At 69.2% G+C, this 13,281-nt stretch carries 10 protein-coding genes; 4 read left to right on the top strand and 6 right to left on the bottom strand.

What is annotated here, in order from left to right:
* Positions 1-29 precede the first annotated feature (29 nt).
* Together dapB and FK256_RS04280 are read right to left on the bottom strand one after the other, a co-directional pair.
* Positions 30-782, bottom strand: a complete 753-nt coding sequence (gene dapB, locus FK256_RS04285; protein WP_141423831.1) for a 4-hydroxy-tetrahydrodipicolinate reductase — start codon at positions 780-782, stop codon at positions 30-32.
* Between the two features lie 42 nt (positions 783-824).
* Positions 825-1,436: a TetR/AcrR family transcriptional regulator gene (locus FK256_RS04280; RefSeq protein WP_141423830.1), complete on the bottom strand. Its 612-nt coding sequence runs from the start codon at positions 1,434-1,436 to the stop codon at positions 825-827.
* A gap of 116 nt (positions 1,437-1,552) precedes the next feature.
* Between FK256_RS04280 and FK256_RS04275 the strand changes: the two genes are divergently transcribed.
* Positions 1,553-2,452, top strand: a complete 900-nt coding sequence (locus FK256_RS04275; protein WP_141423829.1) for an oxidoreductase — start codon at positions 1,553-1,555, stop codon at positions 2,450-2,452.
* Between the two features lie 250 nt (positions 2,453-2,702).
* On the opposite strand, the gene FK256_RS04270 is transcribed toward FK256_RS04275, so the two are convergent.
* Positions 2,703-4,109 carry a M16 family metallopeptidase gene (locus tag FK256_RS04270; protein WP_141423907.1) on the bottom strand — a complete coding sequence of 469 codons (1,407 nt, stop codon included), beginning with the start codon at positions 4,107-4,109 and terminating at the stop codon, positions 2,703-2,705.
* Positions 4,110-4,287: 178 nt separating this feature from the next.
* Positions 4,288-6,660: a polyribonucleotide nucleotidyltransferase gene (locus FK256_RS04265; RefSeq protein ID WP_141423828.1), complete on the bottom strand. Its 2,373-nt coding sequence runs from the start codon at positions 6,658-6,660 to the stop codon at positions 4,288-4,290.
* Positions 6,661-7,065: 405 nt separating this feature from the next.
* Between FK256_RS04265 and fucO the strand changes: the two genes are divergently transcribed.
* A complete protein-coding gene (gene fucO, locus FK256_RS04260) occupies positions 7,066-8,217 on the top strand; it encodes a lactaldehyde reductase (protein WP_141423827.1) in 1,152 nt (383 codons plus the stop codon).
* An 86-nt stretch (positions 8,218-8,303) separates the two neighbouring features.
* Here fucO and rpsO read toward each other — a convergent pair whose 3' ends face one another.
* A complete protein-coding gene (rpsO, locus tag FK256_RS04255) occupies positions 8,304-8,573 on the bottom strand; it encodes a 30S ribosomal protein S15 (protein ID WP_009232134.1) in 270 nt (89 codons plus the stop codon).
* A 230-nt stretch (positions 8,574-8,803) separates the two neighbouring features.
* The gene (locus FK256_RS04250; protein WP_141423826.1) at positions 8,804-9,829 is read right to left on the bottom strand and encodes a bifunctional riboflavin kinase/FAD synthetase; all 1,026 of its coding nucleotides are present in this window, start codon (positions 9,827-9,829) and stop codon (positions 8,804-8,806) included.
* Positions 9,830-10,121: 292 nt separating this feature from the next.
* Between FK256_RS04250 and FK256_RS04245 the strand changes: the two genes are divergently transcribed.
* Both FK256_RS04245 and FK256_RS04240 read left to right on the top strand, forming a co-directional pair.
* Complete coding sequence (locus tag FK256_RS04245) at positions 10,122-12,458, top strand: ABC transporter permease (RefSeq protein WP_141423825.1); 2,337 nt, start codon at positions 10,122-10,124, stop codon at positions 12,456-12,458.
* Positions 12,459-12,468: 10 nt separating this feature from the next.
* On the top strand, positions 12,469-13,275 hold the full coding sequence (locus FK256_RS04240) for an ABC transporter ATP-binding protein (RefSeq protein ID WP_141423824.1): 807 nt from the start codon (positions 12,469-12,471) through the stop codon (positions 13,273-13,275).
* Positions 13,276-13,281: the final 6 nt, after the last annotated feature.

The following is a 13,281-nucleotide window of genomic DNA, read 5'->3' as shown; positions in this document are numbered from 1 at the left end:
GCGCTCCGGCTCGCCCCGTTTCTGTCGTCTCAGAGGTCGAGCAGGGCGTCCAGGCCGATGGTCAGGCCAGGGCGGCTGGAGACCTGCCGGACGGCGAGGACTACGCCGGGCATGAAGGAGGCCCGGTCGAAGGAGTCGGTGCGGATCGTCAGCTGCTCGCCGGGGTTGCCGAGTACGACCTCCTCGTGGGCGGTCAGCCCCCGCAGGCGCACGGCGTGGACGTGGACGCCGTCGACGAGCGCCCCCCGGGCGCCGTCGGGGTCGGTCTGAGTGGCGTCCGGCATGGCGCCGAGCCCGGCCTCGGCGCGGGCGGCGGCGATGCCCTGGGCGGTGGCGACCGCGGTGCCCGAGGGCGCGTCGACCTTGTTCGGGTGGTGGAGCTCGATGACCTCGGCGGACTCGAAGTAGGGGGCGGCCTTCGCGGCAAAGCTCATGGCCAGCACGGCGGACAGGGCGAAGTTCGGGGCGATGAGGACGCTGCGGCCTGCGGCCTCAGACCGGGCCAGGTGCTCACGGACGCGCCCGTAGGACTCCTCGTTCCAGCCGGTGGTGCCCACGACGACGTCTACTCCGGCATCGAGGAGGGCATGGACGTTGGCCTCGGTGACGCTGGGGACGGTGAAGTCGACGGCGACGTCGGCGCCCGCCAGGTGCTCGGCGTCGAGGGTGTCCCCCACGTCCAGGCGGGCCACGAGTTCGAGGCCCTCGGCGTCTTCCACCGCCTGGCAGACGGTCGATCCCATGCGCCCGGCGGCGCCCACAACAGCTACGCGAATCGTCATGGCCCCACCCTAGCGACTCACCCATCCACCGCGGGGGCCGTCTTACTCGCCGTGCCCCAGTAGACCGGGGCGGATGAGCTCCAGCCAGCGCCGACGGACCTCGGGAGAACCATCGCCGGGGTAGAAGACCATGAGGATGTAGAGGTCGGAGACGGTGAGGTCTCGTCGCAGCCGCCCGTTCGCCCGTCCCTCCTCGATGAGGAGCCCCAGCGCCTCGGTGGCGCGAGTCTCTGGCTCGGTGTACTCCACCTCCGCCCCCAGCGCCCGAGCAACGGTCTTGGCGGCATGGCTCCGGGAGATCATCTCCAGGGCCCGCTCCAGGAACCCCATGAGCTCCTGGTCGGCGTCGGACCGGCCAGCCTCGACGCGCGCCCAGGCGTCTTGAGCGTCATCGGCCAGGGTCTCGACGTACTCGTTGACGACCGCCGCGAGCAGGTCCGCTTTGTTGGGGAAGTGCCGGTAGAGCGTACCCACGGCAACGCCGGCCACCCGAGCGATCTCCCCCATGGCGACCTCAGTCCCCTGCTCGGTGACCAGCTGCCTGGCGGCCTCCAGGATGGCGATCCGGTTGCGCACCGCGTCGGCACGCATTGAAGAAGCGACCTGTGCTGGCGCCGTTACCTGCCCGCCCGCGTCATGCGTCGCCCGTGGCATCCCTCATCCTCTCGTCTCGCTCCATATCGCGCCGAGCATCTCAGTTGCACGAAGATGAATCTGCATTCATGATAGTACCTGAACGGTGATTCATTTTAGCGAGAGGAAGAGCTCCGATGACCACCACGCCTGCCCAAGCCCCCACGACCTCCACCGAGAGTTCTTCGGAGAACGCCGCAGACCACGGTGCGGCCCGCACCGCCCTCGTCACCGGCGCCTCCTCCGGCATCGGTGCGGACACCGCTCGCAGGCTCCAGGCGCTGGGCTACATCGTCTACGGTGCGGCCCGCCGCACCGACCGTCTCCAGGCCCTGACCGCTGATGGCATCCGCCCACTGGCCATGGACGTCACCGACGACGCCTCCATGACCTCCGGCGTGAACCGGCTCCTGGAGGAAACCGGCCGCATCGACATCCTGGTCAATAACGCCGGCTACGGCTCCTACGGCGCCATCGAGGACGTCCCGATCGACGAGGCCCGTCGCCAGTTCGAGGTCAATGTCTTCGGCCTGGCCCGCCTCACCCAGCTGGTGAGCCCGCACATGCGCACCCGGGGCTCGGGCACCATCATCAACATCTCCTCCATCGGCGGAAGGCTGACCACACCACTGGGCGGCTGGTACCACGCCACCAAGTACGCCGTCGAGGCCCTGAGCGACGCTCTGCGTATCGAGCTGGCTCCTTTCGGGATCGACGTCGTCGTGGTCGAGCCCGGCGCGATCCGCACCGCATGGTGGCCGATCGCCGCCGACCACCTGGAGGCCACTGCTGAGGGCAGCGCCTATGCCGCTCAGATCCGGGCCGTGGCCGGAGCCATGCGCAGCAAGTCGAACCGGCGGCACTACTCCCCGCCAGAGGTCATCGCCCGCACCGTCGGGAAGATCGTCACCGCCCGTCACCCTCGGACCCGCTACGCCGTGGGCTTCATGGCCAAGCCGCTCATTGCCGCGCGTCGATTCCTGCCCGACCGCGCCTTCGATCAGCTCATTGGTGCCGCCTTCGGCTTCCGTCGCTGAGGCACACACCTATCCACGTAGTACCGGGGCCGACGACTGGAATCAACCTGTTGGTGTCCAGATCGGAGACAAAGGACCTCCACCTCTTAGAGCGCAGGCTGGAGAACCTTGGAATCATGCGGTTGCGCATCGACTGGATGAGAGCGATCCGCGCCTTTGTCACCGATTTGGACACTCAGCCCCTCTTCTGGCTTGGCTCCGGCGGTGCTCGATGACCAGGCCCATGGGCCCCGTTAGCCGTCGGCAGCTGTCAGTCGACCGGGCCCACGAGGATGCGGGCGCGCTTCTGCTCCACCAGCCAGGCGGCCATCTCCCGGACCTCCTCGGGGGTGACAGCCTCCAGGCGGCGCAGGTTCTCCTCCATGGAGCGCAAGCGCCCGGTAACGACCTCGGCCCGCCCCAGGCGCCCCATGCGCGCCAGGGAGTCCTCTCCCCCGAGCACCATGGCCCCGCGCAGCTGGCCGCGGGCCCGCGTCATCTCCCGCTCGGTGACGCCGTGCTCGGCGAGCTTCTCGAACTCGCCGATCATGACGGCGCACACCTCGTCGACGTCTCCAGGGGCGCAGCCCGCGTAGAGCCCGAAGGCGCCGGCACCGGCGTAGGAGGTGTCGAAGGCGTAGGTGGTGTAGGCCAGGCCGCGCTTCTCGCGCACCTCCTGGAACAGGCGCGAGGACATGCCGCCGCCCAGGATGGTGGTGAGCACGCTCATGGCCCAGCGCCGCTCGTCGCGTACGGCGATGCCCTGGCAGGTCAGGTACAGGTGGGTCTGCTCGCTCTCACGCGGGACGGTGATGTCGTGGACGTGCAGGGCCGTGAAGGGCTCGATCTCGAAGCGGCGCTCGCGCGGGGCGGCATCGGGCGAGGCGTCCCAGCCGGCCGTGGCCAGGTCGGCCAGGACCCGTTCGCAGACCTCGTCGTGGTCGACGGCGCCGGCGGCCGCCACCACGAGGGTGTCGGAGGCGTAGGTGCGCCTGTAGTGCTCCCACACCGCGTCGCGCGGCACGGCGGTGACGGTCTCGTTGGTGCCGCCGATGGGGCGGCCCAGCGGCGTGTCCTCACCGAAGGCGGCACGGGCGAAGGCTTCCTGGGCGACATCGGCGGGGTCGTCGGCGGCGTCGGCGAGCTCGGAGACGATGACGCCGCGCTCGGTCTCCACATCGGTCGGCTCCAGAAGCGAGGAGGTCACCATGTCGGCGAGCACGTCGAGGGCCGCCATGCCGTCTGGGGCGAGTACGCGGGCGTAGTAGGAGGTGTGCTCCTTAGAGGTGGCAGCGTTCGACTCCCCGCCGATCATGTCGAAGGCCTCGGCGATGTCATGGGCGCCGCGGGTGGCGGTGCCCTTGAACAGCAGGTGCTCCAGGAAGTGGGTGGAGCCCTCCTGCCCGGGCGCCTCGTCGCGGCTTCCGACGCCGAACCACATGCCGATGGAGGCCGAGCGCAGGCCTGGGACGGACTCGGTGATGACCCGCACACCGCCGGGCAGGACGGAGCGGCGAGTGAGCGCACCGTCGTCGTGCAGGGTGAGCTCGGTACCGTCGCGGCCGGGCCGCCCCCTCCGCAGTTCCACCTCGGAGTAGTCGGTCGGGCTCGAGGACTCTCCGGTCGCGGGGGTCAAGGAGGGCTGAGAGGCCGCCGACCGGGCTGAGTCGGCTCGCATGTCTGGGTTGGTCACCCGCGAAGACTAGCGGGGACCGGTGCCCGGTGTCGTTCCTGCGCCCGGCAACGCTCTGCCGCGCGCAGCGAACGCGCACAACGACGGTGTCCCCGCCCGATCCAGCGGACCGGGCGGGGACACGTCGAGTGCGCGTCAGCCGGCTAGCGCCGGTGCGCGGGCCTCACTCCTCCTCGGAGGAATCGGCGGTGCGCATCCGACGACGGCGCGGGCGGCGCTCGCGGCGCGGCTGCTCGCCGTCGCCGTCCCTGCTCTCACGGCTCTCGCGCTCGCGGCGCGGTCCGCTCTCGCGGGAGGCCTTGCGGGCCGCCTCGCCCTCGGCCTCGGCGGCGAGCTGCTCGTCGGTGAGGACCGCGTGCAGGCTCAGCTTGCCGCGCTGGTCGATCTCGGCCAGTTCGACCTGGACCTTGTCACCCACGTTCAGGACGTCCTCGACGTTCTCCACGCGCTTGCCACCCACGAGCCGGCGGATCTGGGAGATGTGGAGCAGGCCGTCCTTGCCGGGGGTCAGCGACACGAAGGCGCCGAAAGTCGTGGTCTTGACCACGGTGCCCACGAAGCGCTCGCCGATCTCAGGCATCTGCGGGTTGGCGATGGCGTTGACGGCGTCGCGAGCGGCCTCGGCCGAGGGGCCGTCGGAGGCGCCGATGTAGACGGTGCCGTCGTCCTCGACCGTGAGGTCAGCGCCGGTGTCCTCCTGGATCTGGTTGATCATCTTGCCCTTGGGGCCGATAACCTCGCCGATCTTGTCCACCGGGATGCGCACGGCCAAGACGCGCGGGGCGGTGGGGGCCATCTCGTCGGGGGCGTCGATGGCCTGGGCCAGAACGTCGAGAATGAACAGGCGGGCGTCGCGGGCCTGGCCGAGGGCCCCAGCCAGGACCTCGGAGGGCAGGCCGTCGAGCTTGGTGTCCAGCTGGAGGGCCGTGATGAAGTCGCGGGTTCCGGCGACCTTGAAGTCCATGTCCCCGAAGGCGTCCTCGGAGCCGAGGATGTCGGTGAGGGTAGCCCACTTGGTCTCGCCGTCGATGACCTCGTGCATGAGGCCCATGGCGATTCCGGCCACGGGGGCGCGCAGCGGGACACCGGCGTTGAGCAGGGACAGTGTGGAGGCGCACACCGAGCCCATGGAGGTCGAGCCGTTGGAGCCCAGAGCCTCGGAGACCTGGCGGATCGCGTAGGGGAAGTCCTCGCGGGTGGGCAGGACGGGCACGAGCGCCCGCTCGGCCAGGTTGCCGTGGCCAATCTCGCGGCGCTTGGGGGCGCCCACGCGGCCGGTTTCGCCTGTGGAGAAGGGCGGGAAGTTGTAGTTGTGCATGTAGCGCTTGTGGGTGACCGGGGAGAGGTCGTCCACCTGCTGCTCCATGCGCAGCATGTTGAGGGTGGTCACGCCCAGGATCTGGGTCTCGCCGCGCTCGAAGATGGCCGAGCCGTGCACGCGGGGCAGGACCTCGACCTCGGCGGCCAGGGTGCGGATGTCCTTCAGTCCGCGCCCGTCCATGCGCACGCCCTCGGTGAGAGTGCGATGGCGCACGATCTTCTTGGTCACGGAGCGGAAGGCGGCCTTGAGGGCCTTGGTGTCCTCCTCGGTGGGGAAGGACTCGGCCAGCTCGGCCAGGACCTCGTCGCGCACGGCGTCGGTGGCCAGGTCGCGGGCCTGCTTGCCCTCGGTGGCGATGGCCCCGGCCAGGCCGTGGGCCTCGGCGGCCTTCTCGACGGCGTCGTACTGCTCGTCGGAGTAGTCCAGGTAGAGGGGGAACTCGGCGGTGGGCTTCGAGGCGTGCTGGGCGACCTCGAGCTGGGCCTCGCACAGGGCCTTGATGTGGGGCTTGGCGGCCTCCAGGCCCTCGGCGACGACGGCCTCGGTGGGGGCCACGGAACCGGCGTTGATGAGCTCCCAGGCGTGCTCGGTGGCGCCGGCCTCGACCATCATGATGGCGACGTCGCCGGACTCCAGGACGCGGCCGGCCACGACCATCTGGAAGGTGGCGCGCTGCTGCTCGGAGTAGCGGGGGAAGGCCACCCAGTGCCCGTCGATGAGGGCAAGGCGGGTGCCGGCCACGGGCCCGGAGAAGGGCAGGCCGGCGATCTGGGTGGACATGGAGGCGGCGTTGATGGCCAGGACGTCGTAGTCGTCGTCGGGATGGATGGCCAGGACGGTCTCAACGACCTGGACCTCGTTGCGCAGGCCCTTGACGAAGGAGGGGCGCAGCGGGCGGTCGATGAGGCGGCAGGCCAGGATGGCGGCGGTTCCGGCGCGGCCCTCGCGACGGAAGAAGGAGCCGGGGATGCGACCGGCCGCGTACTGGCGCTCCTCGACGTCCACGGTCAGGGGGAAGAAGTCGAACTGGTCCTTGGGGTGCTTGCCCACGGTGGTGGCGGACAGGACGGCGGTCTCGCCGTCGAGGTAGGCCATGGCGCTTCCAGCTGCCTGCTTGGCCAGGCGGCCCGTCTCGAAGCGCACCACGCGCTTGCCGAAGGAGCCGTTGTCGATCACTGCCTCGGCGGCGGTGACCTCGGGGTCGTCAATGAACATGAAGTCTCTTTCTCGCGATCGTCGTGCCGGTCCGTGGCCTTCGATCGAGGCCCACGGAGCCGAGTCGTCCCACGCTCGGATCACCATGATCCGACGGCGCGGGCGCGGTTCCGGAGGCCACCACCGAAAACCGACGGGGCCGGCTGCTCTCCGGGTCTCTTCCCGGAAGCAGGGCTGCGGTCCTCGTGCTCCTCACCGGCTCTCACGCCGGGAACGCGCCGAGGGCTCAGCCGCGCAGATTCTATCGTGCGCGACCTCATGATGCCGATGAGCACCACCGGGCGCCACGTGAGATGAGACGCGCAGGACCGCCGATCCTGGATCGCACCTGCTCCAGCGTGGCAAAGTACAAGGTAATGACAGAACAAGAATCTCTGTCTTCGTCTCTCTTCAGGAGCGTCAACGATGACCTACCGCATGATCTTCAACCAGACCGGCTACTTCGGCAGGGGCGCCATCACCCATATCGCCCCCGAGATCGCCCGCCGGGGCCTGACCAGGGCTTTCATCGTCACCGACCCGGTCCTGGCCGACAATGGCACCGCGACCCGCATCACCGACCTGCTCGATAAGGCCGGCATCGGCTGGGAGGTCTTCTCCGACGTCGTCCCCAACCCGCCGATCGAGAAGGTCCAGGCCGGTCTGGCAGCCTTCCGGGCCTCGGGCGCCGATGTGCTCATCGGCCTGGGAGGCGGTTCCCCGCAGGACACGTGCAAGGCGATTTCGGTCATCGCCACCAACCCCGACTTCGAGGACGTGCTGAGCTTGGAGGGCCTGTCCCCCACCACCCGGCCGGGCGTACCGATCATCGGCGTGCCCACGACCGCGGGCACGGCCAGCGAGACCACCATCAACTACGTCATCACCGACACCTCCAAGCAGCGCAAGTTCGTGTGCGTCGACCCCCACGACATCCCGGTCCTGGCCATCGTCGACCCCGACCTCATGGACGGCATGCCCCGCTCACTCAAGGTCGCCACCGGGCTGGACGCCCTCACCCACGCCATCGAGGGCTACATCACGCCAGGTGCCTGGGAGCTCTCCGACGCCCTGTGCCTGCGCTCGATCCAGATGATCGCGGCGAACCTGCGCGCCGCGGCCGACGGGGACGCCGACGCCGTCGAGCAGATGGGGCTGGCCGCCTACATCAACGGCATGGCCTACTCCAACGTCGGGCTCGGCCTGGTCCACGGCATGGCCCACCCGCTGGGCGGGCGCTACAACGCCCCGCACGGGGTGGCCAACGGGATCCTCCTGGCCCCGGTCATGGCCTTCAACGCCGAGCACACCGGGGAGAAGTACCGCGACATCGCCGAGGCCTTCGGGGTCGCCGGCGCCCGAACGATGCCGCTCGACGAGGCGCGCGTCGCCGCCGTGGAGGCCGTGGCCCAGCTGACGCGGGACCTGGGCAACCCTACGCGGATCTCCGAGGTCGGAGTGGAGGCCGACGGCGTCGAGGCCCTGACCGATGACGCCTTCGCCGATGTGTGCACGCCGGGCAACCCGCGCCCCGCGACCCGCGAAGACATCAAGGCGCTCTACACCTCACTGCTCTGAGTGTGGGCGAGGCACCCCGTAAACGCCGTGCGGCCCAGCTCCCGTCCTGGGGAGCCGGGCCGCACGGCTCGCGGCTGTCAGCGCGCTCAGCGGCGGATGCCGAGGCGGGCGATGAGGGCGCGGTAGCGCTCGATGTCCTCCTTCATGAGGTAGTCCAGGAGGCGACGGCGCTTACCGATGAGCAAGTAGAGGCCGCGACGCGAGTGGTGGTCGTGGGTGTGGCCCTTGAAGTGCTCGGTGAGGTTGGAGATGCGCTCGGTGAGGATGGCGACCTGGACCTCCGGGGAGCCCGTGTCGCCCTCGTGGGTGGCGTACTCGGCGATGATCTCTTGCTTGCGCTCGGGGGTAACCGACATGCGGACTCCTTCGGGTCTCGTTGCACGGAGCGCCGGGGCAGGTTCTCCCGGGCATGGGGTATCCGTGGCCGATCGACGGCCCGCCAACCATACCAGCGCCGCCGCCCACTAACCGCGCCGGTCTTTGTGCGAACCGGCACAATCCCGGGGCTGAGCCGGGGCGCTGCTCCCTCGGCGCCCCACGTCGGCGCCGGAGCGCTCCCCCGCATCCTCCGGCGCGGCGGTAGCGGCTACTGCGCGGTGACGTCCTCGGGACGGATCGGCTCGGGCACCGGGACCTCCAGGATCCGGGCGGTGTCCTCGATGTCAGCGCGCATCTGGACCAGGAGCGGGTCTAGTCCGTCGAAGGCCAGCATGGGGCGCAGACGCTCGACGAGCTCGATCCCGACCTCCTCGCCGTAGAGGTTGAGGTCGGCTCGCCCCAGGACGTGGGCCTCGACCGTTCGCCGGGGGACGTCGTCGAAGGTGGGGTTGGTGCCGATGGAGATGGCGGCGGGCAGCCGCTGCTCGCCTCCGTCGGCGCCGCCTCCGCGCACCAGCCAACCGGCGTAGACGCCGTCGGGCGGCACGACGCCGGCGGTGGCGGCCTCCAGGTTGGCGGTGGGAAAACCCAGCTCGCGTCCGCGGCGCAGCCCCCGCACGACGACGCCGCGCAGGCGGTGGGGGCGGCCCAGGACTTGGCGCGCCTGGCCCATGTTCCCGTCCTTGAGGCACTGGCGGATCCAGGTCGACGACCAGCGCCGTCCCTCCTCCGAGCGGATCTTGGAGACGATCTCCACCGCGAAGCCGTCAGCCCGCCCGATCTCCTCCAGGGTGGCGGCGTCCCCGGAGTTGCGGCATCCGAAGCGCACGTCGTCCCCGACGACGACCGCACGGGCGCCGAGCAGCCCCTCCAGCCAGGTGCGCACGAAGTCCTGGGGGCTCTGGGCGGCGAAGTCGAGGGTGTAGGTGATGACCAGAACCGCGTCGAGGCCGAGGTCGTTCAGTGAGGCGAGACGGTCGGTCAGGGAGGTGATGAGGGGCAGGTCTACCTCCGGTCGGTGGACGCTGCGGGGGTGCGGGTCGAAGGTGACCGCCACGGCCAGGGGCCGTTCACCGCCGCGAGCGAGCTCGTCGGCCAGCTCGACAACGCGTCCCAGGACCGCTTGATGCCCGCGGTGGACGCCGTCAAAGATGCCCATGGTGACCACGGCGCCCACTCCGCCCGGCGCGCTCAGGCTCGCTGGCACCTGCTCGGCGCCGTACCAGACCTCCACTGTCGATATCCCTGCTCTCGTGTGCCCGCGGGGCGCCTCGCGTCCCTGTTGCGCATTCCTGGCCGCACTCGCACCTGCCACCCCCGCCGGCGCAAAAGGGCGGGGACGGCCGCTCGTGCGGGACAACCCTGCCACGGCCGTACCGCCGGGCGCGACCTCGAGGTCTCCGACACGCCTTGACGGTTTTCGACCGTCGGTCTATTCTCGATACCGACCGTCAGTCGGTTAGTACATGAATCCGTTCCCAGGACTACGCAAGACTGAAGTCGAAGACCTCAAGGAGGCCGATGCCATGCTGATGCGACTGCTCAAGGCCGACCTGGCGCGAGGCGCCGTCGTGGCCGCCACCTTGACCGCCCTCATCGCGCTGGCGGCCACACTGATGTCGGCCGGGACGTCCCTGGTCGTGGACAGCCTCGCCGCAACGAGCCGGTTATCCACACGAGCCAAGCTACCGGACCTGGTGCAGATGCACACCGGCCGGATCGACGACGACACCTTGCAGGCCGTCGACCAGTGGGCTGAGGCTCGCAGTGATGTCGCCGACCACCAGGTGATCAAGACCCTGCCAGTACCGCGCCAAGAGCTGACGATTAACGGCCGCAACCAGAGCGAGTCCTACACCGAGCCCGCCTTCGTCACCGCCCCCAAACGATTCGACCTGCTGCTCGACGATCACGGCAACCCCGTGGACCCGGGTCCGGGCGAGGTGGTTCTGCCGGTCCACTACCGGGCGATCGAAGACACCAACGTCGACATCGGCGATACCGTTACCGTCACCGCCGAGGGCAGGACGACAACACTGAAAGTGGTGGGCTTCGCGCGGGACGCGCAGATGAATGCCGCCATGATCCCCTCCAAGCGACTGGTGGTCTCACCCGAGGACTTCTCCACCCTGGAGCAGCAGATCAGCGAGCCCGAGTACCTCTTCGAGTTCGACCTGGCGGACGGCGCCCGCCCCGGACCCGTCGTCAACAGCTATAAGGAAGCGGGCCTGCCCAGCAACGGCGTCAACATCAGCTCCCCGATGATTCAACTCATGAACTCCCTGAACACCATGCTCATTGTGGCCGTGGCCCTCGTGGTGGCGATCGTGCTGGCCGCGGTCGCCATACTCGCGCTGCGCTACACAGTGCTGGCGGCCATCGAGGCGGATCTGGCTCAGATCGCCGTGCTCAAGGCCATCGGAGCGCCTCAGAGCCGGATACGCCGCCTCTACGTGCTCAAGTACCTGGCCCTGTCAGCGGTGGGAGCGATCGTTGGCTACGCGGCGGGCCAGCCCCTGGCGGCACAGCTGGAGGCCCCCACGACTCTCTACCTGGGCACACCGCCCAGGACCATCTGGAGCGTGGGGATCCCCATTCTCGCGGTGCTGGTTCTGGCCGCGGTCATCGTCGGCTTCACGTGGCTGTCCCTGCGACGCATCGGGCGCATCTCGGCGATCGAGGCCCTGCGCAGCGGCACCAGCGCCTCTCTACGCCCGCGTCGCCAGCGGTGGAGGCTCAATGGCGTGCGCCGTCTTCCGGTCCAGGTGTGGCTCGGCGCGCGTGAGGCGCTGCGCCCCTCCAACGCGCTGCTGCTCGGCGTCCTGGCGCTGTGCACCTTCACCATGGTGCTGCCGACCAACGTCTCCACCACCCTGAGTAATCCGCAGGTCGCCACCTACCTGGGAGTCGGCCAGGCGGATCTGCGCATCGACGTGCGCACCGGGGTCCAGGATCTGACCACTGTGGAGAAGGAGATCGACTCCGACCCCCGTATCACCCGGCATGCCACAGTGCTGCGCCGCAGCTACAAGATGTCTACGAGCAGTGGCGGCTGGGAGCCAGTGATCATCGATATCGGGAACCATGAGGCCTTCCCCATGAAGTACATCTCCGGGCGCGGTCCCACCACGGACGAGGAGGTCTCCCTGTCCTACAGCCAGGCCGAGGCCACGGGAGCCAAGGAGGGATCCACGGTCACCGTGCAGACCGCCGGCGGGAACAAGGAACTCACGGTCACGGGCGTCTACCAGGACATCACCAACAACGGAAAGACCACCAAGGCCACCTTCGACGACGGCGCCCCCGCGCTGTGGCAGATCATCTACGCCGATGCCCACTCCACGGACCAGGCCAGCGCCTTCGCCCGTGACCTGAACGAGAAGTACCCGGGCGTCCAGGCGATCGGCATGAACCAGTACGCCTCCCAGTTCTTCGGGGCCACCGGCTCCCAGGTTCACCGCATCACCATGATGGCCTGCGCCATCGCACTGGGACTGTCCTTCCTCATCACCGTCCTGTTCACGGTCCTGATCGTGTCGAGGGAAAGGCCTCAGCTGGGCGTCCTCCTCGCACTGGGCTGCACCAGGGGCGCCATCGCGGGTCAGTACCTCATTCGTTTCGGCGTCCTGGCCCTGACCGGTATCGCTCTGGGACTCCTGGGCACCTTCACATTGGGAGGCTCCGCGATCGGAGCGGCCATGTCCTCTCGCGGAGCACCCGATCTTCAGCTTCTCCCCAACCCGTGGCTAGTGGGACTAGTCCTGCCGGGCGCACTACTGGCCACCGTCATCGGCGCAGTCGCCCTGGCCCTCAGGCGCCTGCGCACCATGTCCCCGTCCACGACCTTGACCACCGGCGAATGAGAGAGAACCGATGAGCACCTCGAACCCGACCAGCACTCGCTCGAACGCTGCGAGCGCGAAACCGGCCGAGACCGCGGGCCCTGCCCTTCGCGCCCGTGGCCTGTCCAAGAGCTACGACTCCCCGGTCCTGACGGACCTTGATCTAGACATCGAGCAAGGGCAGTTCGTCGCCATCATGGGGCCCTCCGGCTCCGGGAAGTCAACGCTCCTGCACTGTCTGAGTGGAATGGATCGTCCCACAGACGGCTCGGTGCTCCTGGGAGACACCGAAATGACCACCTTGAGCGAGAAGGAGCTGGCGGCACTGCGGCTGACGCATTTCGGCTTCGTCTTCCAGCAGGCCCACCTCATGGCCACTCTGTGCCTGCTAGACAACATCGTCCTGCCCGGGTTCCTGGCGGGTCTGCATCCGCGCCCCGAGATCACGGCGCGCGGAAAGGAGCTCATGGAGCGCATGGGGATCGCCGAGCTAGCCGCCAGCGGCGTCACCGAGGTCTCCGGCGGCCAGCTCCAGCGGGCAGGCATCTGCAGGGCGCTGATCAACGACCCCGGGATCGTCTTCGCCGACGAGCCCACCGGCGCGCTCAACTCAGCCACCGCGCTGCAGATACTCGACCTGCTCGGCGAGGTGCATGCCTCGGGGACGACCCTCGTCATGGTCACCCATGACGCCCAGGTGGCGGCCAGGGCGGACCGAGTCCTGGTGCTCGTGGACGGCCGGATCGAGGAAGATCTCCGCCTGGGACGTTACCGGGAAACGGAGGCTCCCGCGCGCCTGGTCACCGTCACCGAGGCCCTCCAGCGTCGCAGTGTGTGACGCGCC

The organism is Actinomyces johnsonii (assembly GCF_006546835.1).
Lineage (GTDB): Bacteria > Actinomycetota > Actinomycetes > Actinomycetales > Actinomycetaceae > Actinomyces > Actinomyces johnsonii.
This window is presented reverse-complemented; position numbering and strand designations above follow the sequence as displayed.